A 23,918-nucleotide genomic window follows, 5' to 3' on the forward strand; every position below is an offset into this window, starting at 1 on the left:
TGAGCATGGCGGCTACTTGCGCGGTGGGCGGATACGGCCATCGGGCGATCGCCAGTGCTCAAGCGCAGAGCCGGTGAGCCGTCGACGCGCGGACGGCACCAGCACGAAGGCGCCCGCGACCACCGTGCCGATCGCCAGCGGAATCACCTGCTCGCGGGGCGGATCGTCGGCGACGAGACTGGCAACTGTCGCCGTCAGCAGCCCGAGGAAGATCAGCCAGAGGAACACCCAACCGGCCCGCAGTAGCGCCATGTCCCATTGCCAGCGCGTCCTGTCGTTGGCACGACGGTCGCGATGTCGGCCTCTGAGCAGCCAGTGCCAGGCATAGACAGCGGCGACCGTCATGAGAACGCCGAAGAGCGCCCCGCACAACGCGGTGCCGATGGCCGCCTCCGGGACCGCGAACGTGGCCACGAGCACGGTCGTCCAGCACGCCACCGCAGCGGTGGTCGTGAACATCATGTAGACGTAGGGGTGCTTACCCCACCACCCGAGGTCCGATCCTCGAACCATGGGTCCATAGTGCTGGGCCTGTCAATGAAGGACCACAGGCCGTCGGTCATCCCCGTCCGGGCATCGACATGCCGGCACCCAGTCGCCCCTCAGCACGACGAACGTGCCGGCCGGTGCCGCGGGCGGCCTCGTCCCCTCAGCGCCGAGGAGAAGGCGGAGGCCGCGCGAGTCGCCATGCGCGCCATCCGACGCAGCGCGCGGCGCCCCAATCGCGACATCTTCCAGCGGGGCCGAGGGGTTCCCGACCGGCACTCCAACGCCATCGGCGAGAACGCCGCCCTCGGCGACGCCGCGAACTTCGACACCGGCGGTGGCGGTGGCGGGGGATCGGACTGAGGCCGCCCCGAGCCGCCCAGCCACACATCGGTCCCGCGCACCCGTCGATGCGCCGACGGCCCGCCAGCTGTGTCGTACGGAGCAAGTCGAGCTCTTCAGCGCCTCTACCTGGCGCTTGCCTCGGGGTCGACAGGAGGCGACAGCACCACCGCCTGAGCGGCGATGACGCGTCCGCCGTTGGAGGTCAGGGCCGGCGACCCGTGCAGCTGATAGCCCTGATCGAGGAGCGCGCTGACGCGGGCGCAGAATTCGGCATCATCGGGTCCGGTGATGAGGCGGTAGCTGAGTGGCTTCGTGTGATCCGACACCTCTGCATTGTCGCTTCCCGCAGCCATCGCTCAAGGTCACGCTCGATCCTGGATCGAGTGGTCATATGACGCTGGGAAGCCACTCGAACCTTGTTTGAGCACGATCTTGAGCGCGTGCCACCGACACGGCAGCCCTTTCCGGGGAGGGCCGGGGAGCTACCCCAGGTGGGTACGGAGGAAGTCCAGCTCCAGGGGGAGCAGCCGCTCGGCGGTGCCGTTCGCGGCCATGTGCGTGGCCCCGGTCAGCGGCAGCACCGCGTGCGGCCGGCCCGAACTCAGCAGCGCCGCCGAGAGGCGCAGCGTGTGCGCGGCCACCACGTTGTCGTCGGCCAACCCGTGCACCAGCAGCAACGGGCGGGCCTGGTCCGGCCCGGTGACCGGCTCGGCGGCCAACTCGACGAGCGAGTGGTGCGCGTAGATGTCCTGGCCGTCTTCCGGCAACCCCAGATAACGCTCGGTGTACGCGGTGTCGTACAGCGCCCAGTCGGTCACCGGGGCACCCGCGATCCCGCACTTGAACAGCTCCGGGTGGCGCAGGACCGCCAACCCGGCCAGCCACCCCCCGAACGACCAGCCGCGTACCGCCACCCGTTCCAGGTCCAGGTCCGGGTGCTTGCCGGCGAGCGCGGTCAACGCGTCGATCTGGTCGGTGAGGATCACGTCGGCGACCCGCCGGTGGATCGCCTTCTCGAACGACGGCGCCACGCCCGGCGTACCCCGGTTGTCGATGGTGACCACGGCGAACCCGGCGTCGGCCCACCACTGCCGCTCCAACCACGCGGCCCGCGCCGCCACCACCTCCTGGTGCCCCGGGCCGCCGTAGATGTCCAGCAGCACCGGCAACCGCCGGCCCGTCACGTGCTGGTCCGGGTAGAGCACCGCCGCCGGCAGCCGCCGGTCGGTCACGCGTTCCAGCAACGGCAGCGGAGAGTACGGCGGGGTGGCGGCGAACGACCGCAGCTCGGCGATCTCCTGATCACCCCGGCGGACGGTCCAGCGCACCCCGGGATGGTCCAGCGACGCGACGCCGACGGCAAGCACGTCCCCGCCCACCGCCGCGGTGTACCAGCCGGAGTCGGCGGTGAGCCGACGCGCGTCCACTCCACCGCCGATCGTGGTGCGGATCCGGAACAGGTGCCGCTCGCTCGGCTCGCCGTCGCTCGCCTCCACCAGCAGGTCGGCCGGACCGGTGGCGGCCGGTAGCCGACCCACCACCCGCCGGACGTACAGCGACGGCGGGGTGAGCAGGGTGCCGTCCGCGAACAGGCAGCGGGCGTCGTACCCGTCGTGCGCCAACTCCCCACCGACAAGCACCCGGCCGTCCGGCAGGTGCGCCGGGGTGCCGGTGATCGGCTCGACCCAGCGCGGGTCGGCCAGCTCGGCGTGCACCTGCGTCTCGCCCGTCCGGGGGTCCACCGCGAGCACCAGCCCGTGCTGCTGCGATCGGCGCAGCACGGTGATCAACGGACTGCCCTCACCCCAACTGACCCCAACAAGGTACGGGTAGGTCTCCCGGTCCCAGTGCACGTCGACCCAGCCGTCGTCCAGGTCCAGCAGGTGCAGGCTCACCTCCGCGTTCGGCCCACCAGCCCGGGGGTACGCGACGGCCGTCGGCGGGCTCGCCGGCTGCGCCGGGTCGTGCAGGTGCCACCGCTCCAGGCGGGACTCGTCGACCCGGGCGGCGAGCACCATGCGGCCGTCCGGCGCCCACCAGTACCCCCGGTACCTGCCGAACTCCTCCGCCGCGATGTGCTCGGCCAACCCCCAGCTCACCCCGGCGTCCTCGCCGGCCAGCAGGGTGTCCGTGCCGTCGGGGTCGATCACCCGCAGCTCACCCCGGCGCACGCCCTCGGCCGCGTCCGTCACGTACGACAGCCGCTGCCCGGTGGGGTCCGGACGAGGGTCCAGCACCGGGCCGACGGCCGCCACCTCCACCACGTCGCCGTGCACCAGATCGGCCCGGAACAGCCGCCCGGCCAGCGCGAACACGGCGACCCGGCCGGCCGCGTCAAGCGCGTACGAGCCGATGCCGGCGGCGCTGAGCCGCAGCCGCTCGCGTAGCGCGCGCTCGCCGGGGGAGAGGGACCGGACGTCCCCGTCCTCGCCCAGCAGGGTCGCCGGGTCGGCGACCAGCCGCTCCTCACCGGTGCCCACGTCCAGCAGCCAGAGCGCGTCCGCCGGATCCTCGGGACCGGCGGAGCGCAGGAAGATCACCCGGGAGCCGTCCTCAGCCACCGAGACAGCGCGTGGCGCGCCGTGGCTGAACCGGCGGGTGCGGGCGGCCAGCTCCGGAAAGTCCACACGCCAAATCGTAGAGCCGGAGCGGAGGTGATGTGGCCGACCTGGGCGGACGCGTCAGCGTCAGCGGGGCCGAACCGCCGGTTAGAGTGACCGTCGTGACGATGCTGCCCGACCGCCGCCTGCTGCTGGTCCACGCGCACCCCGACGACGAGTCGATCGGCACCGGCTCGACGATGGCCCACTACGCCGCAGACGGCGCGCACGTCACGCTTGTGACCTGCACGCTCGGCGAGGAGGGCGAGATCCACGTGCCCGCGCTGGCCCAGCTCGCCGCCGCCGAGGCCGACCAGCTCGGGGGGTACCGGGTCGCCGAGCTGGCCGCCGCGTGCGCCGCGCTCGGCGTCACCGACCACCGCTTCCTCGGCGGCGCGGGCCGCTACCGCGACTCCGGGATGATGGGGCTCGCGACGAACGAACACCCCCGGGCGTTCTGGCAGGCCGACCTCGACGAGGCCGCCGGGCATCTCGTGGAGATCATGCGAGAGGTACGCCCGCAGGTGCTCGTCACCTACGACCCGAACGGCTTCTACGGCCACCCCGACCACATCCAGGCGCACCGGGTGGCCATGCGCGCCGTCGAGTTGGCCGCCGCCGAGGGCTGCGCCCCGCTCAAGGTCTACTGGACGGCCATGCCGCTCAGCGTCCTGGAGGCCGGCATGACGCACTTCGCGGAGTCCTCCGACAACCCGTTCGGCGGCATCGAGGACATCGCCGACCTGCCCTTCGGCACCCCGGACGCCCAGATCGCCGCCCAGATCGACGGCACCGACCAGCACGCCGCCAAGGAGGCGGCGATGCGGGCGCACGCCACCCAGATCCCGGCCAACTCCTGGCTCTACTCGATCGCCGGCAACTTCGGTGGCGAGTTCATGGGCGTGGAGTACTTCACCCTCGCGGTCGGCGAGAAGGGCCCGGGCGCCGGGCCGTACGGCTGGGAGAACGACCTCTTCGCCGGCCTGCCCACGGAGACCACCCCGGACCGTTCCCCGGTCGCGGCGGCGGGTCTCCGGTGACGCTGCCGGCCGCAGCGGTGACGGTCGTGGACGAGCAGGAAGCCCCGCCCCCGGAGGGGCCACCGCCGCGACTGCTGGACCTGGGCCTGCGGCTGGTCGGCGGGATCGTCGTGGTCGTCGCCGGTGTGCTGACCGGTGTGCTGGAGCTGCTGCTCGCCACGGTCCGCGTCGGCGGGCAACTGATCGGCGTGTCCGTGCTGCTGGCCATCGGTGCCAACATCGCGCTGAGCTGGTTCGCGTACGAGGCGGTCGGCCGCAGGTGGGCGGTGGCGTTGCCGGCGGTGCCCTGGTTCGCGCTGATGGCGGTGGCCGCCGTCCGGACCAGCGAGGGCGATCTGCTGCTGGCCGGCGACAACTGGGTCGGCCTCGCGATGATCGTGGCCGGTGCGATGACCTTCGCGGTGATGGGCTTCCGGCAGATCCTCGCCCCGCAGCCGCAGATGCTCTGATGACGTCTCCCAGGTCGGGGTGGTAGATATTCCTGCCAGGGATGCGAACCCCGCGACGGGACGTACGGCAGGAGGGTCCGGCGATGGACAAGCGGTGGCGTGACATCGGGGTGCTCGTAGCAGCGCTGTTCGCGGTCAACGTGGTCGCCCGACTGATCATCCGGTTCGGCTTCGAGGGTGACGACACCGCCGCCGACCGGGTGTCGTTGGCGATGTTCACGGTGATCGGGCTGATCCTCGCCGTGGTCGCCTTCCGCTGGGGTGGCCGCCGGCCACTTGCGGGCTGGGCCGCCGACATGGCCCTCGTGGTGCCGGTGGCGCTGCTGCTGACCGTGCTGGTCGGCCCCCTGCTTGTCGGTCACAACCCGTTCGCCGGCGGTGCGGCGACCTTCTTCGCCCAGATCTGGCTCTACCTGCTCGCCACCGGGGCCGGGGTGCTGATCGGCTACCTCGGGCTCACCGCGCTCGGCCGTGACTACCGCTCGCAGCAGCTCAAGCGGTACACCGAGGTGAAGGCCGCGAAGCCCCGCCGAGTCGTCCGCCGCTGACCTGCGCCCGGCCCCGACGGTCTGGGCCGTGTGTGGCTGGCGGACGCCGCTTGATCGACTCGGCTTCCGTGAAGTCGGGGTGTCGCGGGCGTCGGGATAGCGCGACTTCCTGAAGGCCGAGTCGATCAAGCCCGTCGGGCCGCGACGTTGGTCGGGACCGGTGGTGAGGGTCAGTTTGGGGCGACTCTGGTCAGGTAGGTGTGATGGGTGACCAGGCCGAGCCGCTGGTAGAGCGTGACGGCCGCCTCGTTGCGCTGCTCGACCTGGAGGAACGCATGGGTCGCGCCGCGCGCCGCGCCCCAGGTGGCCAGTTCGTGGATCACGCGGCGGGCCAATCCCTGTCGGCGAGCCGCCGGTAGGACCTCGATCAGGCTGAGGCCCAGCCAGCGCCCCTGGCCGGTCACCGTGCCGCGGCCGACGGCAACCAGCGCGGTGTCGGCGTACACGTGGGCGAAGCGGACCTGGTCCACGGCGGTGAGCACGTGCCGGGCGGCGTCCGGGAGGCCGCCCTTGCGGCCGGCGGCGACGGCCAGCCACTCGTCGCTCGGCGCGGTGGCCAGTTCGACTGTCGCACCGCTCCACTCGCCGGCCGGCCCGCCGGGGGCCGTGGACGCCAGCAGGGGGAGCGGCGCGGTCTGCACAAGCGTCGGTGGGCGGGTGCTCCAGCCGCGGGCGTCGAGTTCGGCGCCGACAGGTGCGGCGAGGGGCAGCGGTGTGTTGATCAGCGCGGGTTGGCCCAGCTCGGCGTACCAGCGTTCCACCGCGTCGACCGCTGCGGCGAGTGGTCGGTCCGGATCGCCGATCGGCAGCGCCGAGTTGGCGCGCCCGGTCCAGCCCTCGGCCGACCGGAGCAGCCAGTCGCCGAGCCGGCCCCGGGTTGGTGCCGGCCAGGCCTCGTCGGCGGCCCGCTCCAGCGCCACGACCGCGGCGGCGGTGGGCCGGCGGGTCGGCGGTACGCGTTTGGCGCGGTGGACCTGTGTCACCGGGACCCGCAGCCGCCCCTGCGCGGTGGCGAGCGTGAGATGAGTCTCGCTCAGTTCGACAAGCTCGCCGAGGGCATCGGAGAATAACGGGCGACCCTCACGAATGCCTACAATCCGGCGGACCACGATTCGGTGTCCCACATCCTGCTGTCGGAGCACGATCGACCCCCTCCCCGGCGAGATACTAGGCTCTTACCGTCGCGGGAGATCGCGGCGAGTCTTGCGGAGGAGAAGACCGGTGACCTACATCATCGCCGAGCCGTGCGTAGATGTGCTCGACAAGGCATGCATCGAGGAGTGCCCGGTCGACTGCATTTACGAGGGCAACCGGATGCTCTACATCCACCCCGACGAGTGCGTCGACTGTGGTGCCTGTGAGCCCGTCTGCCCCGTGGAGGCGATCTTCTACGAGGATGACGTCCCGGAGCAGTGGAAGGACTACACCGGCGCGAACTACGAGTTCTTCGAGGACCTGGGCTCGCCCGGTGGCGCCTCGAAGATCGGCAAGGTGGAGAAGGACGCCACCTTCGTCGCCGCGCAGCCGCCGCGCGGCGAGGGCCACTGAACCGGCCCGCGCCGGTCTCGTCGCGACTGCCCGAGTTCACCTGGGACACCCTGGACGCCGCAGCCACGCTTGCTGCGGCGCACCCGGAGGGCATGATCAACCTCTCCATGGGTACGCCTGTCGACCCGGTGCCCGAGGTGATCCGGCGTGCGCTGGCTGACGGGTCCGATGCTCCCGGTTATCCGCTGACCGCCGGCACCCCGGCGCTGCGGGCCGCGATCGCGGCGTGGGTGTCCCGAGCCTGTGGCGCCGGTGTCGACGGTCTCGGTGTGCTGCCGACGATCGGCTCGAAGGAGCTGGTGGCCTGGCTGCCCACACTGCTCGGCATCGGCCCTGGTGACGTGGTGGTGGTGCCGTCGATCGCGTACCCCACGTACGAGGACGGTGCCCGGCTGGCCGGTGCCACGGTCGTCCGTACCGACTCGCTCACGTCTGTCGGGCCGACCTCGCGCGTCCGGTTGGTCTGGGTCAACTCGCCCGGCAACCCGACCGGGCGGGTGCTGCCCGCGGCGCACCTGCGCAAGGTGGTCGACTGGGCCCGCGAACGTGGCGCGGTGGTGGCGAGCGACGAGTGCTACCTGCCGCTGGGCTGGTCGGCGGAGCCGGTCTCGGTGCTGTCCCCGCAGGTCAGTGGGGGCAGCTATGCCGGGGTGCTCGCCGTGCACTCGCTCTCCAAGCGGTCCAACCTCGCCGGCTACCGGGCCGGCTTCGTCGCCGGTGACCCGGCGCTCGTCGCCGAGCTGCTCAAGGTCCGCAAGCACGCGGGCATGATCGTGCCCGCGCCGGTGCAGGCGGCGATGGTGGCCGCGCTCGAGGACGAGCGACACGCCGAGGAGCAGCGGGAGCGTTACCGCGCCCGGCGGGAGGTGCTCACCGCGGCGTTTACCGGCGCCGGGTTCACCGTCGAACACTCCGAGGCGGGCCTGTACCTCTGGCTGACCCGAGGTGAGGCCTGCTGGCAGACCGTCGACTGGCTGGCCCGTCGGGGCATCCTGGTCGCCGCCGGCGTGTTCTACGGCCCGACGGCCGGGCAGTACGTCCGGGTGGCGTTGACCGAGACCGACGAGCACATCGCCGGCGTCGCGGCGCGCCTCGCCTGATCGTGTGGTCCGGGCGGTCGAGCCGGTGGGCCGACCGCCCGGACGGCGTCACTCGCTGATCTGACGGAAGACCCGCAGCAGAGTGTTGCGGCTCTGCTTCTCCAGCAGCTCGCTGGCCATCAGCTCCTGCAGGGCGAGCACCCGGCCGCCGTGCACGGTCAGCTCCGCCTTCAGCGGCACCTCCCGCTTGACGTCCACGGAGACGATCTCCTCGTACGGCAGGAAGGTGTTCCCGGCCGCCAGCTCCGCGACCGGGACCGAGCCGACAAGCTCGCGTAGCCGCTTCTCGCCCTGGCTGGCCTTGCCGGGGTCGGCGATCAGGACCAACCCGCGGTCGAGGATCAGCACGTCGTGCTCCGTACCGTCGATCTTGATGTTGGCCAGCGCGCCGATCAGGTCGGCGTTCCGTCCGGAGACCCGGTCCTCCACGACCGTCGCGCCCGAGGGGTCGACGCCCAACTCGGCCAGACGGGCCAACGCCACGTCCAGGGTCTGCGGCGCGACTGCCAGCTTGGCGATCTCGGCGAGGTCCAGCGGTTGCCCGTCCGGGCCGACGAGCTGGGCCGGAGCTGACCAGGAGAGCTGCCAGTGGGCCTGGCCGGAGCGTACGGCCGCGTTGACGAGCAGCGTCTCCATCGGCCCGGCGAACCGGGCGGCGGCCTCCTCGCGGGTGGTGTCGTCGAAGTACTGCTCGGCGAACTCACCCAGGCGGTCGGCGCGTACCAGGTCCAGCACCGTCGACAGGCCCGGCCCGGTGACGCCGGTGAAGCGCCCCGCCGCCCGGTAGACGCCGTCCGCCTGGCGTTGCACGCCGGCCGCCACCGCCGCGGCGATGAACTGCGGCCAGGGCAGCACCTGACGGTGGCCGTGGTCGACGACGATGCCCTGCAACTGCCTCCCGGCGCTGTCGATGTCGGCGAGCAGCAGCGCGGCCGGCCGGTCGTCGGACGCGGCCGCTCCCGCCGGTAGGCCCGCCATGGCGGCGACCCGGACGCCGATCGGCGGGTGGGTGTCCCACGGCGACGTCTTCCGGTCGGGGGCGTTATCCCTCAACGAGGCGATCTCGTCCTGCCGGCCGCGCAGCAACTGGGCGAAGCCGCCGAAGAGGTCGTCCGGCGCCAGGTCGGCGGACCAGCCTGGCTCGACGTACCGGCGCATGAAGAAACCCCACGCCGCGTCGAGCGCCGGCAGGGCACGCAGCGCGGAGGTTGCGGCCTCGGGCCCGGCCAGCAGTACGGAGGACCGGTCGGCCTCCAACTCCTGACGCCGTGACGCGGCGTTGTCCACCACCAGGTAGAGCCTCGAGTAACCCTTGAAGACCCAACCGATCGGGTTACGCGGGCTGATCCGCTCCAGTGTCTCCGCGATGGCCAGCCGACCCCGGTACGCCACGGCACCGAGCCGGGTGTGCTTGCCGGAGTAGTGGCCCAGCTCGTGTGCGAGCACCGAGCGCAGCTGGTCCATCCGCAGCGCCTGGAGCAGCGGCAGACCGACGTAGAGGGTGCGTCGTCCGCCGAGCAGCCCGAGCAGTCGGCTCTGCTCGGCGACCGCCGCGTTCACCTCGGGCACGAGTCGGATCTCGTCCGGGGCGCGGGTGCCGACCGCGGTCGCCAGTTCGCGTACCGCTGCCCACAGGCCGGGCGCGTCGCGTTCGCCGAGGACCAGGCCAGGTGCCGGTTCGTTCTTCGTACGGATCGCCCGCCAGAGCCCGACCGCCACCGCGCCGAGCGCGACGACGAGGGGTAGCAGCAGCTTGCCGGTGACGAGTCCGTTGGTGTGGCCGAACAGCCAGACCCCGAGCGCGGCGACGGCGGCGAGCTGGAGGAGCGCGACGACGTAGAAGCCGATCAACATGACCACCGAGGCGAGCGCCCGGTATGTCGCGGACATTTCTTTTCCTTCCGCTGATCGCCCGCAGCGGATCGGCGGGCGGCGGAGCGGACCGTACGACGCTGATCTGAAGTGGACAACCTCCTTCCGGGCCGGCCTCAGAAGATCTCCGGTCGACGTGATCGGCACAGCGGGAGGGGGCCGTACGGCAGCGGGCGATATCCTCGGCCCGGACCTGGTCGGGGTCGCCGCGGCCCCGCACCCCAGCAGGAACGTCGAGGTGCGCGGATGGTGGACAGGCCAGGCACGCGGGTGCGGGCGGCGGTGGTGGGCACCGGCCTGATCGGTGGTTCGGTGCTGCTCCGGATGTACGCCGCCGGCATCGACGTGGTCGGGTGGGACCCGGACGAGACCACCCGGCAGGAGACCCGCCGTGCCGGCGTACCCGCACCGGACCGGCTTGTCGAGGCGGTGGCCGACCGCGACGTGGTCTTCCTCTGCGGGCCGCTGCCCACCCTCCCGGCGACGCTTGTCGAGGTGGCGGCGATGACCGGTGAGCGGTGCGTGCTGACCGACGTCGGCAGCACCAAGGAGCAGGTGGCGGCGTTCGCCGCCGCGCAGGGGCTGACGCACCGGTTCGTGCCGGGTCACCCGATGGCGGGCACCGACCGGGCGGGCTTGACGGCCGCCCGGCCGGACCTGCTCACCGGCGCGGCCTGGGTGCTCTGCCCGGCGCCGGGCTCGGCCACCACCGCGTTCCGCTGGCTTGCCGAGCTGCTGGTGGAGGTCTTCGAGGCCCGGGTGGTGCCGATGTCCGCCTCCGAGCACGACTCGGCTGCGGCGCTCGCCTCGCACGTACCGCACCTGCTGGCCGGCGCGCTTGCCGGCGCCGTGCACCGTGCGCCGCTGCGCGACGCGGTCCTCGCGCTCGCCGCCGGCAGCTTCTCCGACGGCACCCGGGTCGCCGGGACACCTGCCGACCGGACCGCGAACATGCTGCTCGGCAACCGGGACCGGGTGCTGCGTGAGCTGGCCGAGGTCACCGCGTTCCTGGACGACCTGGCCGCCGCGCTGCGTGCCGAGGACGCCCCGGCGCTGACCGCGCGCTACGACGAGGCACGAGCCTCCCGGGTGGCGCTGTGGGACCGGCGCTTCGATGCGGACGACAGGCGGTTCCCGGCCGGCGGTGACCACGCGGCAGAGGTGTCCTGGCTGTGGGAACTGGGTGTGGCCGGCGGCCACCTGACCGGCCTGCGGGTCGACGCGGACACGGTCTCCTACACGGCGCGACGCCCGGTGGCTGACTAGGCTGGGGGACATGGCGGTGGACGGTCCGGTGGTGCAGGTGCGCGGCGAGGCGTACCGGGAGGTGCCGCCCGAGCTGGCCCGGTTCGCGGTCACCGCGACAGCCCGTGACCGGGACCGGGAGGCGACGCTGACCCGGTTGGCCGAGCGGGCCGCGGCGGTGCGGGTGCTACTGGACGGCTCCGGCCCGGCGGTGGCCCGGCGGGAGACCGGCGACCTGCGGGTACGGCCGGAGACCCGGCGCTCGGGCGAGCGGGTGGTCGCCTGGCACGGCAGCGTCACCACGACTGTCACGGTCACCGACTTCACCGCGCTCGGTGAGTTGATGCTCCGGCTCGCCGACCAGGACCAGGTCGAGGTGGCCGGCCCGTGGTGGGAGCTTCGTCCGGACAGCCCCGCCCACCGTGCGGCCCGGCACGCCGCGATCAACGACGCGTTGCTGCGGGCGCGGGAGTACGCGGAGGCGCTTGGCGCACGGGTCACCTCGCTGATCGAGTTGGCCGACGCAAGCCCCGCCGACCGGCCGATGTTCGCCCGTGCGGCCTTCGCCGGAGGCGGCGGCGCGGGCGGTGGCCCGCCGGAGATCGAGCTGGACCCACAGCCGCAGACCGTGCAGGCGGCGGTGCAGGCGAGGTTCACCATCAGCGACCCGGTGCTTGGCTGATGCCGGCGGCCGAGGTGCTCGCCGTCGACGACCTGGTGGCGCGGGCGATGGCGCTTGCCGAGGCCGGCCCGCGACAGCTGCTCGGCATCGCCGGTGCGCCGGGTGCCGGGAAGTCCACCCTGGCGGAGCGGATCGTCGCCGAGGTCGGGTCGGCGGCCTGTCTGGTGCCGATGGACGGGTTCCACCTGGCCCAGTCGCAGCTCGTCCGAATGGGCCGAGCGGACCGCAAGGGCGCGGTGGACACCTTCGACGCCAACGGGTATGTCTCGCTGCTGCGCCGGTTGCACCGTTTGGAGCCGACCTCGGTCTACGCGCCGGAGTTCCGCCGGGAGTTGGAGGAGCCGGTGGCCGGCGCGATCGAGGTGCTGCCGTCGGTCCGGCTGGTGGTGACCGAGGGCAACTACCTGCTGTTGCGGGATTTCCCCTGGCAGGAGATCAGGCCGCTGCTGCACGAGGCGTGGTTTCTCGACCTGGACGCCGAGGTGCGGCACCGTCGGCTGACCGCCCGGCACGAGGCGTTCGGTCGGTCTCCGGAGCAGGCGCGGGCGTGGGCGCTCGGCAGCGACGAGTCGAACGCCGCGCTGATCGTCCCCACCGCCGACCGGGCCGACCTGGTGGTCCGCCTGTCGGAGCCCCCGACCGTCTAGCCGAGTTCGCGGACCGGCCGGGCCGGGTTGCCGACCGCCACCACGTTCGCCGGCAGGTCACGGGTGACCACCGCGCCCGCGCCGACGACGGTGTTCGCGCCGATCGTCACGCCGGCCAGCACGATCGCGCCACCACCGAGCCACACGTTGTCGCCGATGGTGATCGGCTTGGCCGCCTCCCACTTGTCCCGTCGCGGGCCGGGTTCGACCGGATGCGTCGGGGTGAGTAGCTGGACGTTCGGGCCGACCTGGACGTCCGCGCCGAGGGTGATCCGGGCGACGTCGAGGAAGACGGCGTTGTAGTTGACGAAGCTGCGCGGGCCGATCCGGATCTGCCAGCCGTAGTCGCAGTGGAACGGTGGGCGGACCCAGGTGTCCTCGCCCAGCTCGCCGAGGAGTTCCCGCAGTGCCGCGATCCGCGCGGGTGGGTCGGCCGCGGGGCTGGTGTTGAAGCGTTCCATCAACCGGGCGGCTCGGGCCAGGTCGGCGATGATCTCGGGATCGTCGGCGATGTATGGCTCGCCGGCGAGCATCTTGTCCTTCATGGAGGTCACCGGCCGATCATGCCGGCCCGGTTCGTCGGCTCGTGGCAGGTCCGTCATTTTTCGGCCTTCATTTTGCATACCCAGTATGCAATTCTGGGTTGTCAATGTGACTCCCCATACCTCAAACGCTTCACGAGGAGGATCCGTTGCACCAGGGAAGAAGATTGGCCGCCCTCGGCCTCGTGTTCGCGCTGGCGCTCACCGCGCCGGCTCCCGCCTCTGCCGCACCCGCCGCACCCGGCGGCACCGGCCCACAGTCCACTCCGGCTGGACCCGTCGCCAAACGCTCGGCCACCGTCACGCTGATCACCGGTGACCGGGTCACCGTCACCGCTTCCGGCGCCTCGGTCCGACCCGGCGCCGGCCGCGAGGACGTGCAGTTCCTGGTCCAGCGCGAGCGCGGTCGCCTCACGGTGACGCCGACCGACGCGCTGCCGCTGCTGCGTTCGGGCCGGGTGGACCGGCGACTGTTCGACGTCACCGGGCTGGTCGAGGCGGGTTACGACGACGCCCACCGCAACACCCTGCCGCTGCTTGTGGCGTACGGCTCGACGGGCACCGCCCGGCGTGCCACCACCGCTCTGCCCGGCACGCGGGTGACCCGCGACCTGCCGGTGATTCGCGGCGCCGCCCTGAACAGCGACAAGTCCTCCCTCGGTGCGGTCTGGGAGAAGGTCACCACAGGTCCCGCTGCCGCCCGGCTCGACGCGGCGGGGGGCGTCGAGCGGATCTGGCTGGACGGCCATCGACGGGTGACCCTCGACCACAGCGTGCCGCAGATCGGCGCGCCCGCCGCCTGGGCGGCCGGGTTCACCGGCGCGGGCGTGTCCGTCGCGGTGCTGGACACCGGTGTCGACGCGACCCACCCGGACCTGGCCGGCAAGGTGGCCGAGGCGCGCAACTTCACCGAGGTCGACGACGATCGGGACACGGTCGGCCACGGCACTCACGTGGCCTCGACCATCGCGGGCAGCGGTGCCGCCTCGGGCGGCAAGTACCGGGGCGTGGCACCGGACGCGACACTGCTTGACGGCAAGGTCTGCGAGGACGCCGGCTGCACCGACTCGGCGATCCTCGCCGGCATGCAGTGGGCCGCGGTGGAGAAGAAGGCCGCCGTGGTCAACATGAGCCTCAGCGGTTGGGACACCCCCGAGGTGGACCCGGTGGAGGAGGCCGTGCAGACGCTGACCGCGCAGACCGGCACGCTCTTCGTCCTCGCCGCCGGAAACGACGGCATGGACGGCTCGGTCGGCTCCCCGGCCAGCGCCGACGCCGGGCTCGCCGTGGGCGCGGTGGACCGCGACGACGAGTTGGCCGAGTTCTCCAGCCGGGGCCCCCGAGTCGGTGACGACGCGTTGAAGCCGGACATCACCGCACCCGGCGTCGACGTCGTCGCCGCGAAGTCCGCGAACGGCGTCATCGGCGACCCGGTGGGGGACCGCTACGTCACGCTCTCCGGCACCTCGATGGCCACCCCGCACGTGGCCGGGTCGGCCGCGCTGCTGGCCCAGCAGCACCCCGGATGGCGGGCCGACCGGCTCAAGGCCACCCTGATGTCCGCCGCGAAGCCGCACCCGGACCAGACCGCGTACCAGCAGGGTGCCGGCCGGGTCGACGTCGCGCACGCGATCACGCAGCAGGTCACCACCGACCCGGTCAGTGTCTCGTTCGGTCGTACGCTCTGGCCGCACACTGACGACGCCCCGATCACCCGCACGGTGACCTGGCGCAACGACGGCCCGGCCCCGGTCACCCTGGAGCTGAGCATCGAGGGCGCCGGCCCCGGCGGTCGGGCGCTGCCGGCCGGCCTGTTCCACCTGGGCGCCGACCACCTCACGGTGCCGGCAGGCGGCACGGCCGCCACGACCGTGACCACCGACACCCGGCTCGGCGACGCCGACGGTTACTGGACCGGGCGGATCGTGGCCCGATCCGGTGCGGCGGTCGCGGTCACCCCGCTGGCCGTGAACCGGGAGGTGGAGAGCTACACGCTCACCGTGGAGCACCTGGACCGCGCCGGCGCGCGCACCGCGGACCACTGGACCATCCTGGTCGGGATGGACAGTTACGGCTCCTGGGACCTCGTCAGTTCCGACGGGGTGGCCACGGTGCGGGTGCCGAAGGGGCACTACGGCCTGAGCGCCCTCGTCTTCGAGCCCGGTCCGGAAGATGAACAGCGCCCGATGTCCCTGTTGGCGCAGCCCGAAGTGGCGGTCGACCGGGACACCCGGATCGTGGTGGACGCCCGCCGAGCCAAGCCGGTGCGGACGACGATTCCGGAACGGACCGCCGTCCCGACACTCATCGACGTCAGCGGCAACTTCACGGCCGACGACGGCAGCGGGTACGGCATCGGGCTCTGGGCGGAGACGTTCACCGGGCTGACCAGCGGTCAACTCGGCAAGCGGATCTCCGACGAGCGTTTCGTCGCCACCGTCAGCAGCCAGTGGACCACGCCGGACCCGGCAAACAGCCCGTACCTGTACGCGCTGGCCGAAGCGATCCCGGGCCGGATGCCCACCGGGTTCGTCCGCGACTACACCCGACGGGACCTGGCCACCGTCGTGCACCAGTTCGGCGGTGGCTACTCGGGCATGGCGGCCGAGCGGATCGTGTTCCCCGTGCTGGAGTACAACGTCGGCGGTTCCGCCGTGGTCCTGCCCACCGTCGTGCCCGGCCAGCGGGTCGAGCACTACAACACCAAGGGTGTGAAGTGGGAGTCCGAGGTCTTCTTCGGGACCGTGGACGAGGACGGCTGGCTGAACGCGCAGGCGGTGCTCCTCTCCACCCCCACCGCGTACCGGGCCGGGCGCACCGTGCGGGAGGTCTGGAACCAGGCGCCGTTCGCACCGTCCTTCCCGAACCCGCGCTGGCCGCACCAGAGCGTCACCCGGCTCGGCGACACGGTCATCGTCGACGTGCCGATCTTCAGCGACGCCGCCGGGCACCCGGGCGGCTCGCTGAGCGACAGCGAGCACACCACGCTCTGGCGCAACGGCAAGCTGGTCGGCGAGAGCGAGTACGCCGGCTACGGGGAGTTCGCCGTGCCACCGGGTAAGGCGGACTACCGGCTCGTCACGTCGTCGAAGCGCAGCCTCACCGACCTGAGCACCGAGGTGGAATCCAGCTGGACCTTCCGATCGCGGCACGTCGCCGGTGAAACTCCGGCCCGGCTGCCCCTGTCGGTGGTGCGCTTCGCGCCGCAGTTGCGGGTCGACAACAGCGCTCCGGCCGGTCAGGGCTTCGTCGTCCCGGTGCGGGTGCAGCGGCAGCCGGGCGCTCCGGCCGCCCGGGTGGAGAAGCTCGCCGTCGACGTCTCGTACGACGGCGGGAAGACCTGGGTCAGGGCGAAGTTGGTCCGCACCTCGGCCGACGGCTGGTCGGCACTGTTGCGGCACCCGGCCGGCAACGGTTACGTGTCGCTGCGGGCCACCGCCTGGGACACCGCCGGCAACACGGTGACCCAAAGGATCATCCAGGCGTACCGGTTGCGCTGAGGCGTACCCCGTCCGGGTCCGCGGCCGAACGCCGCGGACCCGGCGGGTCCGTCAGTCGTTGGCGTGCAGGGCGGCGTTCAGCTCGATGCCCCGGCCGGTGCGCGGCTTCGCCTCCAGCGCGCCGGTCACCGAGTTGCGCCAGAACAGCAGGCCGTCGACGCCGGACAGCTCCCGGGCCTTGACCACCCGACCGTCCGGGAGCGTGATCTTCGACGCGGCGGTGATGTAGCAGCCGGCCTCGACCACGCAGTCGTCGCCGAGCGAGATCCCGACGCCCGCGTTCGCGCCGACCAGGCTCCGCTCGCCGATGCTGATCTTGTCGGTGCCGCCGCCGGAGAGGGTGCCCATGATCGACGCGCCGCCGCCGATGTCGGAGCCGTCACCGACAAGCACGCCCTGCACGATCCGCCCCTCGACCATCGAGGTGCCGACGGTGCCGGCGTTGAAGTTCACGAAGCCCTCGTGCATCACCGTCGTGCCAGCGGCCAGGTGCGCGCCGAGGCGCACCCGGTCGGCGTCGGCGATCCGCACACCTGACGGCACCACGTAGTCGGTCATCCGGGGGAACTTGTCCACCCCGTACACCGCCAGGTGGCGGCCGGCGGCCCGCTCGATCACCCGCAGCTCGTCCACCCGCTCCGGTGGGCACGGTCCGGCGGACGTCCAGGCCACGTTCGCCAGCTTGCCGAAGATGCCGTCCAGGTTGACCTCGTTGGGTCGCACCAGGCGGTGGGAGAGCAGGTGCAACCTGAGGTACGCGTCGGACGCGTCCTTGATCGGGTCGTCGAGCGAGCCGATCACGGTGACCACCTGCACGGTACGCAGACCGGGCAGGGACCTGTCACCCAGCGCGGCCGGCGGCAGGTCGAGCACGTCCGCCTTGTCCTCGCCGGCGACCAGCGGCAGCTCACCCAGGCCCAACTTGCCGGTCGGGTACCAGGTGTCGAGCACCTGCTCGTCTGCGGTCACCGTAGCCAGGCCGATGCCCCAGGCGGAATCTGCGGACGTCACTGTTACACCTCTCGGTCACGGCCGGGCTGACCTCGGCTCGCTCCTCGCGCTGACAGACCTGAAGGTACCGTGCGAACCATGGAGAACCCGCTTACCCCCGAGGTCCTCGCCGATCCGGTGCAGCTGACCCGCGCTCTGGTCGACATAGAGTCCGTGTCCCTGAACGAGAAGGCGATCGCCGACTGCGTCGAGGAGGTGCTGCGGGGCGTACCGCACCTGACCACTCACCGGCACGGCAACACGGTGATGGCACGCACCGACCTCGGTCGGTCACAGCGTGTCGTGCTGGCCGGGCACCTCGACACGGTGCCGTTGAACAACAACTTTCCGTCCACCATGCGCGGCGACCTGATGTACGGCTGCGGCACCTCCGACATGAAGTCCGGCACGGCGTACGCGCTGCACCTGGCGGTGACGCTCCCCGAGCCGCGCTACGACGTGACGTACTTCTTCTACGAGGCCGAGGAGATCGAGTCCCAGTACAACGGGCTCAACCTCGTCGCCCAGGCGTTCCCGGAGTGGTTGCGGGCGGACTTCGCGGTGCTGCTGGAGCCGACGTACGGCATCGTCGAGGCGGGCTGCCAGGGCACCATGCGCTCGGTGGTCACAACGACCGGCGTACGCGCCCACTCGGCGCGCTCCTGGCACGGGGTGAACGCCATCCACGCCGCCGGTGAGGTGCTGCGACGCCTTCAGACGTACGAGGCCCGTCGGGTCACCATCGACGGCTGCGACTACCGCGAGGGCATGAACGCGGTGCGGATCAACGGTGGGGTGGCTGGCAACGTGATCCCCGACCACTGTGCGGTCGAGGTCAACTACCGGTACGCCCCGGACCGCACCCCGGCCGAGGCGGAGGCGCACCTGCGGGAGGTGTTCGCCGGCTTCGAGGTGACGGTCACCGACGCGGCTGCCGGTGCCGCGCCCGGGCTCGACGCGGCCCCGGCGAAGGAGTTCCTGGCGGCGGTCGGCGCCGCGCCGATCGGCAAGCTGGGCTGGACGGACGTGGCCCGGTTCGCGGCGATGGGCATCCCCGCGCTGAACTTCGGCCCGGGTGACCCGAACCTCGCCCACCACCCCGACGAGCACGTCGAGATCAGCAAGATCCGCGACGGTGCGGCAACCCTGCACCGCTGGTTGGCCCCCGCCTGACCCCCTGACCCTCCCCACGCCCGCCCGTGATCAAGAGGTTTGCGTCAGCCGGGCCCGTTGTCGGCGACGCAAACCTCTTGATCGGTTCCGGAGGGGGTGGGGGCGCTGGGGGTCGGGTTCTGCTGACGGGCGCGGCGGCGTTCGGCCACCACATCGTGGATCCGTCGCTGCATCTGGCGACGGATCCGGAGCATCTCGCTGTTGCTGATCACGCTGTCTCCTCCCCCGAAGGCGCGCGCCGGGGCATACCCGGTATGTGAATAGTAAGACGTACGGGAGAGCCGAATAGTTGCCCTTGATCGCGAACAATTTCTCGGCGTCCCCGCCCCGCGCACCCGACAGGTGCTGCTCCACTACGGTTGCCCCATGAGCCAGAGCAACGGGCGGGAGGCCGGTCGCGGTCCGGGGCAGGAGCGGCATCGCGGTGCGGTCACCCTGCGCAGAGGGGCGATTCCGAGCAGCACCGCCGACCAGCGGTTGCTGGATTCACGGGGGCGGGGCGACTGGAAGACCAAGGACGCCTGGCGTGCGCTGCGCATCCTTGCCGAATTCGTCGAAGGTTTCGACACCCTCGCCGACCTGCCCCCGGCGGTCAGCGTGTTCGGCTCCGCGCGCAGCGGACCGGACAGCGCCGAGTGCCAGCTGGCCGAGCGGTTGGGCGGCGCGCTGGCCCGAGCCGGCTACGCGGTGATCACCGGAGGTGGGCCCGGGGTGATGGAGGCCGCCAACCGGGGCGCCAGCGAGGCCGGTGGGCTCTCCGTGGGGCTCGGCATCGAGCTTCCCTTCGAGCAGGGCATCAACGACTGGGTCGACCTGGCCATCGACTTCCGCTACTTCTTCGCCCGCAAGACGATGTTCGTCAAGTACGCCCAGGCGTTCGTCGTGCTCCCGGGCGGGTTCGGCACCATGGACGAGTTGTTCGAGGCGCTCACCCTGGTGCAGACGGGCAAGGTCACCCGGTTCCCGGTGGTGCTGATGGGCGTCGCCTACTGGCAGGGCCTGCTGGAGTGGCTACGCGACACGATGGCCGCCACCGGCAAGATCGGGCCGGTCGACCTGGACCTGATCTGCCTCACCGACGACGTCAACGAGGCGGTCCGGCACATCGTCGCGGCGGAGGCCGCGCTCTCCGCCGAGCAGGAGGCGGTCCGCGAGGAGGCCGTCGCCCGCACCGGCGCAGACCAGCGGGCCGCAGCCGTTCAGGCCGCCGAGCAGCCTCGGGACCACGACTGATGGCGGCGATCTGCGTCTTCTGCGCCTCCTCTCGTACCCTCGATCAGCGCTGGTTGGACCTGGCCGCCGAGACCGGCGCGGAGCTGGCCCGGCGCGGGCACACGCTTGTCAGCGGCGGTGGTTGCGTCGGCATGATGGGCGCGCTTGCGGACGGCGCACGATCCGCCGGTGGGCGCACCCTCGGTGTGATCCCGCAGTCGCTCGTCGATCTGGAGGTCGCCGACCTGGCCTCGGACGAGCTGCTGGTGACCGATTCGATGGCCAGCCGCAAGACGCTGATGATCGACAAGTCGGACGCGTTCCTCACCCTGCCCGGCGGGCTGGGCACTCTCGACGAGCTGTTCGAGGTCTGGACCACCGCCACCCTCGCCCTGCACGTCAAGCCGATGGTGCTGATCGACACCGACGGGTTCTACCGTCCCCTGCTGGACTGGCTCGACGCGTTGGCCGACCAGACCTTCCTCAAGCCCGCCGGCCGCGACCTCCTGACGGTGACCACCACCGTCGCCGAGGCCCTGGACGTCCTGGAATCCCACCTGACCTGACCTGACCGCCCCCGGCCCGCGCCTGCGCCCGCGCCTGTGCCCGCGGTGATCGTGAAGTTGGCGGCAGGCCCGGCGGCGTGTCGCGTCGCTAACTCCATGATCGACGGGGGCGGTGGTGGGTGGGTGGGGTTTGGGTGGGTGGGTGTCGTATGGGTCTGATGAGATGAGCTGATGCAGGCGTACCGGTTGGTGCGGCGGCCCGGGGGGTCGGCGCGGGGGGATGAGGCGACGCCTGACGGTGCTTCCGTGCCCGGCACGTCCGGCGGTGGTGTCAGCGCGTCCGGGCGAGCCGACCGGGTGGCCGGGCCCGAGCTGGCCGGCGGCGGCTGGCGGGCCGATCCGGTGCAGGCCGAGGTCGTCGGGCACACCGACGGGCCCATGCTCGTGCTCGGTGGCCCTGGCACCGGCAAGACCAGCACCCTCGTCGAGGCGGTCGCCGCCCGGGTGGCCGAGGGCGCCGACCCCGAACGGATCCTCGTGCTGACCTTCGGCCGCCGAGGCGCCACCGCGCTGCGGCAGCGCATCGAGGCCCGGATCGCGCAGGACGGCCACCGGGTGCTGCGGGAGCCGCTGGTGCGCACCTTCCCGGCGTACGCCTTCGGGCTGCTCCGCCGCGCCGCCGCCGAGCGGGGCGAACCGTCGCCCCGGCTGCTCACCGGCCCCGAGCAGGATCTGATCATCCGTGAGCTGCTGGACGTGGTGGGCGAGGAGCCCGAGGACGACCCGGTCGGCTGGCCGACCGACCTGCGCCCCGCCCTGCGCACCAGGGCGTTCGCCGGTCAACTGCGCGACCTGCTCATGCGCGCCGCCGAGCGCGGCGTGGGCCCGATCGACCTGGCCCGGCTCGGTGAGAGGCTCGGCCGCGCCGACTGGCCGGCCGCAGCCCGCTTCCTCCGGGAGTACGTCGCCGTGCTCGCGCTGCGCGACGTCAGCAACCGGGGCTCCATCGCGTACGACCCGGCGGAACTGGTCCGGGCGGCCACCGGGCTGCTGCGCGACGACGAGGAGTTGCTCGCCGCCGAGCGCCGCCGGCTCTCCCACGTCTACCTCGACGAGTTGGCCGACACCGACCCCGCCCAGCTGGAGCTGCTCTCGGTCATCGCCGGCGGTGGCAAGTCGCTCGTCGCGTTCGCCGACCCGGACTCCTCCACGTACGCCTTCCGGGGCGCCGATCCCGCCGGCGTGGCGACGTTCCCGCACCGCTTCCGGACGGTCTCCGGTGCGCCGGCCGCACAGGTGCTGCTGACCACGTCGTACCGGGCCGGCCCGGGTCTGCTCGCCGCGGTGGCCCGGCTGGGTCGCCGGCTACGGGGTCCGGCCGCGCACCGCCGACTGCACCCCCTGCCGGACGCGCCGCCCGGGGTGGTCGAGGTGCACACGTTCCGCTCGGCGACGAGCGAGGCCGCCTGGCTGGCCCACGCGCTGCGCTCGGCCCACCTGCTCGACGGTGTGCCCTGGTCACGCATGGCGGTGCTGGTGCGGTCCACCGCGTTGCAGCTGCCCACCCTGCGCCGGGCGCTGCACGCTGCCGGCGTACCCACAGTGGTGCACGGTGAGGATCTGCCCCTGCACCTGCAACCGGCGGTCGCGCCGCTGCTGCTTCTGCTGCGCTGCGCGCTGGAGCCGGAACGCCTCGACGAGGAGGCGGCCGTCGCGCTGCTGCACTCGCCGCTCGGCGGGGCCGACCCGCTGGCCGAGCGGCGGCTGCGGCAGGGCCTGCGGGCGCTCGCGTTGGCCGGCGGTGACCGCCGCCCCTCGGGGGATCTGATCGTCGAGGCGTTGCAGGACCCGGAGGAGTTGGGGGGCATCGACCGGCGCTGGGCGGAGCCCGCACAGGCGGTGGCCGGGCTGCTTGCCATCGCACGCGAAGCCGCCGCCCGGCCCGGCTCGACAGCCGAGGACGTGCTCTGGGCCGTCTGGCACGGCAGCGGTCTCGCTGAGCGGTGGGCCGGCGCGATCAACCAGGGGCGTCCGGAGGCCGGCGAGGGTGACCTGGCCCGGCGACGGCGGGCCGAGGCGGCCGACCGTGACCTGGACGCGGTGCTGGTCCTCTTCGACGCGGCGGCCCGGTTCACCGACCGGTTGCCGGGCGCCCGCACCGAGGTCTTCCTCGACCACGTGCTCGCCCAGGACCTGCCGGCCGACACCATCGCCCCGACCGCCGACCGGGGTGCCGCGGTACGCCTGCTCACCGCACACGCCGCGAAGGGCCTGGAGTGGGATCTGGTCGCGGTGGCCGGCGTGCAGGAGGGCATCTGGCCGGACCTGCGCCTGCGCGGCAGCCTGCTCGGCTCCGAGCGGCTTGTCGACGTGCTGGCCGGCCGGTCTGTCGACGGCGCGACCGCGGCGAACGTGGTGGGTCAGACCTCGGCGTTGCTTGACGAGGAGCGCCGGCTCTTCCACGTCGCCGTCAGCCGGGCCCGGCACCGACTGCTGGTCAGCGCCGTGGCATCGGCCGCCGTCGGCGGTGACGACCACGAGGAGCAGCCCAGCCGGTTCCTGCACGAGCTGGGCCCGAGCACCCCGCCGCCGAGTACGCCGGGCACGCCACCGAGCACGCCGGGCCCGCCGCCCACCCCGCCCACCCCGCCAGGCCCGCCGCCCGGTCCCCGCACCGAGCCGTCCGGCGGCGGCACCGGGGGCACCGCCGCGGGCGAGACCGGGGACGAGGAGCCGGACCGGCCCGGGGCGCTGCCGGTGACCCGTCCACCCCGGGCGCTCACCCTGCCGGCGTTGGTCGCGGAGCTGCGTACCGCCATCACCGACCCGGCCGCCCCGGCGGCCCGGCGGCGCGCCGCGGCGACCGAGCTGGCCCGGCTCGCGGCCGCCGGGGTGCCCGGCGCGCACCCCGACGACTGGTGGGGGTTGCGCGTGCTCTCCGACGACCGGCCGCTCGTCGACGACGGCGACCCGGTGCGGGTGACCCCGTCGGCAATGGAGAGCGCGCTGCGGTGCAGCCTGCGGTGGCTGCTGGAACGGCACGGTGGCAGCGGCCCGACGAGCACCGCGCAGGGCGTGGGCAATCTGGTGCACGCCGCCGCGATGCTCGCCGAGGACGCCAGCGCCGACCGGGGCGCGCTGCTCGACTACGTGGCCGCCCGGTTCGACGCGATCGAGCTGGCCGCCCGGTGGATGGCCGGTCCGGAGCGGGAACGCGCCGAGGCGATGGTCGACAAGTTGCTGCGCTGGCTGGCCACCAACCCGCGTCGGCTGCTCGCCATCGAGCACGAGTTCGCCGTCCGTCTGGACGACCCGACCCGGCCCGTCGACCTGACCGGCCGGGTCGACCGGCTGGAGGTCGACGAGGCCGGGCGCAGGCTGTCCAGGTCGTCCAGCAGCCGGTCACCGTACGCGGTGATCCGCATCAACCACT

Annotated in this window: 22 protein-coding genes; 14 read left to right on the forward strand and 8 right to left on the reverse strand. The window is 72.6% G+C overall.

All coding sequences use genetic code 11. The features are described from left to right. Positions 1–12: 12 nt before the first annotated feature. Entirely contained in the window at positions 13–513 is a 501-nt protein-coding gene (locus tag ACWER9_RS25735) for a hypothetical protein (protein ID WP_452304246.1), read from the reverse strand. Positions 514–687: 174 nt separating this feature from the next. Between ACWER9_RS25735 and ACWER9_RS25740 the strand changes: the two genes are divergently transcribed. Beyond that, on the forward strand, positions 688–849 hold the full coding sequence (locus tag ACWER9_RS25740; RefSeq protein ID WP_452304247.1) for a hypothetical protein: 162 nt from the start codon (positions 688–690) through the stop codon (positions 847–849). Positions 850–953: 104 nt separating this feature from the next. Here the strand turns inward: ACWER9_RS25740 and ACWER9_RS25745 are convergent, their stop codons facing one another. Both ACWER9_RS25745 and ACWER9_RS25750 read right to left on the reverse strand, forming a co-directional pair. Next, positions 954–1,184 (reverse strand): DUF1737 domain-containing protein, encoded by a 231-nt coding sequence (locus tag ACWER9_RS25745; RefSeq protein ID WP_452304248.1) that lies wholly within the window; start codon positions 1,182–1,184, stop codon positions 954–956. Between the two features lie 129 nt (positions 1,185–1,313). Next, positions 1,314–3,458 carry a prolyl oligopeptidase family serine peptidase gene (locus tag ACWER9_RS25750; RefSeq protein ID WP_452304249.1) on the reverse strand — a complete coding sequence of 715 codons (2,145 nt, stop codon included), beginning with the start codon at positions 3,456–3,458 and terminating at the stop codon, positions 1,314–1,316. 86 nt (positions 3,459–3,544) lie between these two features. On the opposite strand from ACWER9_RS25750, the gene mshB reads away from it, so the two are divergent. The 3 genes from mshB to ACWER9_RS25765 all read left to right on the forward strand — a co-directional run bounded on the left by mshB (position 3,545) and on the right by ACWER9_RS25765 (position 5,468). Next, positions 3,545–4,471 (forward strand): N-acetyl-1-D-myo-inositol-2-amino-2-deoxy-alpha-D-glucopyranoside deacetylase, encoded by a 927-nt coding sequence (mshB, locus tag ACWER9_RS25755; protein WP_452304250.1) that lies wholly within the window; start codon positions 3,545–3,547, stop codon positions 4,469–4,471. Then, positions 4,468–4,920, forward strand: coding sequence for a hypothetical protein (locus ACWER9_RS25760; protein WP_452304251.1), 453 nt, complete (start codon positions 4,468–4,470; stop codon positions 4,918–4,920). The genes mshB and ACWER9_RS25760 overlap by 4 nt, the downstream gene beginning before the upstream one ends. A gap of 83 nt (positions 4,921–5,003) precedes the next feature. Beyond that, positions 5,004–5,468 (forward strand): hypothetical protein, encoded by a 465-nt coding sequence (locus ACWER9_RS25765; protein ID WP_452304266.1) that lies wholly within the window; start codon positions 5,004–5,006, stop codon positions 5,466–5,468. Positions 5,469–5,638: 170 nt separating this feature from the next. Here ACWER9_RS25765 and ACWER9_RS25770 read toward each other — a convergent pair whose 3' ends face one another. Next, positions 5,639–6,610 (reverse strand): GNAT family N-acetyltransferase, encoded by a 972-nt coding sequence (locus ACWER9_RS25770; RefSeq protein WP_452304252.1) that lies wholly within the window; start codon positions 6,608–6,610, stop codon positions 5,639–5,641. A gap of 79 nt (positions 6,611–6,689) precedes the next feature. On the opposite strand from ACWER9_RS25770, the gene fdxA reads away from it, so the two are divergent. Next, positions 6,690–7,016 carry a ferredoxin gene (fdxA, locus tag ACWER9_RS25775; RefSeq protein WP_007464872.1) on the forward strand — a complete coding sequence of 109 codons (327 nt, stop codon included), beginning with the start codon at positions 6,690–6,692 and terminating at the stop codon, positions 7,014–7,016. Further along, positions 7,013–8,116 (forward strand): succinyldiaminopimelate transaminase, encoded by a 1,104-nt coding sequence (gene dapC / locus ACWER9_RS25780; protein ID WP_452304267.1) that lies wholly within the window; start codon positions 7,013–7,015, stop codon positions 8,114–8,116. Before fdxA ends, dapC begins: the two co-directional genes overlap by 4 nt. A gap of 48 nt (positions 8,117–8,164) precedes the next feature. Here the strand turns inward: dapC and ACWER9_RS25785 are convergent, their stop codons facing one another. Continuing rightward, positions 8,165–10,006, reverse strand: coding sequence for a M48 family metallopeptidase (locus ACWER9_RS25785; protein WP_452304253.1), 1,842 nt, complete (start codon positions 10,004–10,006; stop codon positions 8,165–8,167). A 228-nt stretch (positions 10,007–10,234) separates the two neighbouring features. Here ACWER9_RS25785 and ACWER9_RS25790 point away from each other — a divergent pair, with 228 nt between their 5' ends. Genes ACWER9_RS25790 through ACWER9_RS25800 form a run of 3 tightly spaced genes read left to right on the forward strand, consistent with a single transcriptional unit; the run spans position 10,235 to position 12,562 of the window. Next, positions 10,235–11,254: a prephenate dehydrogenase gene (locus ACWER9_RS25790; RefSeq protein ID WP_452304254.1), complete on the forward strand. Its 1,020-nt coding sequence runs from the start codon at positions 10,235–10,237 to the stop codon at positions 11,252–11,254. A 10-nt stretch (positions 11,255–11,264) separates the two neighbouring features. Further along, positions 11,265–11,915, forward strand: a complete 651-nt coding sequence (locus tag ACWER9_RS25795; protein ID WP_452304255.1) for an SIMPL domain-containing protein — start codon at positions 11,265–11,267, stop codon at positions 11,913–11,915. Continuing rightward, positions 11,915–12,562, forward strand: coding sequence for a nucleoside/nucleotide kinase family protein (locus tag ACWER9_RS25800; protein WP_452304256.1), 648 nt, complete (start codon positions 11,915–11,917; stop codon positions 12,560–12,562). Before ACWER9_RS25795 ends, ACWER9_RS25800 begins: the two co-directional genes overlap by 1 nt. Here ACWER9_RS25800 and ACWER9_RS25805 read toward each other — a convergent pair. Next, positions 12,559–13,116: a sugar O-acetyltransferase gene (locus ACWER9_RS25805; RefSeq protein ID WP_452304257.1), complete on the reverse strand. Its 558-nt coding sequence runs from the start codon at positions 13,114–13,116 to the stop codon at positions 12,559–12,561. The genes ACWER9_RS25800 and ACWER9_RS25805 overlap by 4 nt on opposite strands. A gap of 137 nt (positions 13,117–13,253) precedes the next feature. Here ACWER9_RS25805 and ACWER9_RS25810 point away from each other — a divergent pair, with 137 nt between their 5' ends. Beyond that, complete coding sequence (locus ACWER9_RS25810; protein ID WP_452304258.1) at positions 13,254–16,604, forward strand: S8 family serine peptidase; 3,351 nt, start codon at positions 13,254–13,256, stop codon at positions 16,602–16,604. Positions 16,605–16,655: 51 nt separating this feature from the next. Here the strand turns inward: ACWER9_RS25810 and dapD are convergent, their stop codons facing one another. Then, a complete protein-coding gene (dapD, locus tag ACWER9_RS25815) occupies positions 16,656–17,615 on the reverse strand; it encodes a 2,3,4,5-tetrahydropyridine-2,6-dicarboxylate N-succinyltransferase (protein WP_452304259.1) in 960 nt (319 codons plus the stop codon). A 78-nt stretch (positions 17,616–17,693) separates the two neighbouring features. Between dapD and dapE the strand changes: the two genes are divergently transcribed. Then, positions 17,694–18,767 (forward strand): succinyl-diaminopimelate desuccinylase, encoded by a 1,074-nt coding sequence (gene dapE, locus ACWER9_RS25820; RefSeq protein WP_452304260.1) that lies wholly within the window; start codon positions 17,694–17,696, stop codon positions 18,765–18,767. A gap of 44 nt (positions 18,768–18,811) precedes the next feature. On the opposite strand, the gene ACWER9_RS25825 is transcribed toward dapE, so the two are convergent. Beyond that, a complete protein-coding gene (locus tag ACWER9_RS25825; RefSeq protein ID WP_452304261.1) occupies positions 18,812–18,979 on the reverse strand; it encodes a hypothetical protein in 168 nt (55 codons plus the stop codon). Positions 18,980–19,133: 154 nt separating this feature from the next. Between ACWER9_RS25825 and ACWER9_RS25830 the strand changes: the two genes are divergently transcribed. From ACWER9_RS25830 to ACWER9_RS25840, 3 genes are all read left to right on the forward strand, one after another. Continuing rightward, positions 19,134–20,000 carry an LOG family protein gene (locus tag ACWER9_RS25830; protein WP_452304262.1) on the forward strand — a complete coding sequence of 289 codons (867 nt, stop codon included), beginning with the start codon at positions 19,134–19,136 and terminating at the stop codon, positions 19,998–20,000. After that, a complete protein-coding gene (locus tag ACWER9_RS25835) occupies positions 20,000–20,545 on the forward strand; it encodes an LOG family protein (protein WP_452304263.1) in 546 nt (181 codons plus the stop codon). Before ACWER9_RS25830 ends, ACWER9_RS25835 begins: the two co-directional genes overlap by 1 nt. 171 nt (positions 20,546–20,716) lie before the next feature. Next, the coding region (locus tag ACWER9_RS25840; RefSeq protein ID WP_452304264.1) for an ATP-dependent helicase at positions 20,717–23,918 on the forward strand (3,202 nt) is incomplete at its 3' end.

The sequence above is a fragment of the Micromonospora sp. NPDC003944 genome (assembly GCF_053605225.1).

Coding starts and splice junctions, on each gene's coding strand:
- ACWER9_RS25830 (WP_452304262.1), top strand. CDS start 19,134: ATGAGCCAGAGCAACGGGCGGGAGGCCGGTCGCGGTCCGGGGCAGGAG.
- ACWER9_RS25740 (WP_452304247.1), top strand. CDS start 688: ATGCGCGCCATCCGACGCAGCGCGCGGCGCCCCAATCGCGACATCTTC.
- ACWER9_RS25785 (WP_452304253.1), bottom strand. CDS start 10,006: ATGTCCGCGACATACCGGGCGCTCGCCTCGGTGGTCATGTTGATCGGC.
- ACWER9_RS25735 (WP_452304246.1), bottom strand. CDS start 513: ATGGTTCGAGGATCGGACCTCGGGTGGTGGGGTAAGCACCCCTACGTC.
- ACWER9_RS25800 (WP_452304256.1), top strand. CDS start 11,915: ATGCCGGCGGCCGAGGTGCTCGCCGTCGACGACCTGGTGGCGCGGGCG.
- ACWER9_RS25745 (WP_452304248.1), bottom strand. CDS start 1,184: ATGGCTGCGGGAAGCGACAATGCAGAGGTGTCGGATCACACGAAGCCA.
- ACWER9_RS25765 (WP_452304266.1), top strand. CDS start 5,004: ATGGACAAGCGGTGGCGTGACATCGGGGTGCTCGTAGCAGCGCTGTTC.
- ACWER9_RS25795 (WP_452304255.1), top strand. CDS start 11,265: ATGGCGGTGGACGGTCCGGTGGTGCAGGTGCGCGGCGAGGCGTACCGG.
- ACWER9_RS25835 (WP_452304263.1), top strand. CDS start 20,000: ATGGCGGCGATCTGCGTCTTCTGCGCCTCCTCTCGTACCCTCGATCAG.
- ACWER9_RS25790 (WP_452304254.1), top strand. CDS start 10,235: ATGGTGGACAGGCCAGGCACGCGGGTGCGGGCGGCGGTGGTGGGCACC.
- dapE (WP_452304260.1), top strand. CDS start 17,694: ATGGAGAACCCGCTTACCCCCGAGGTCCTCGCCGATCCGGTGCAGCTG.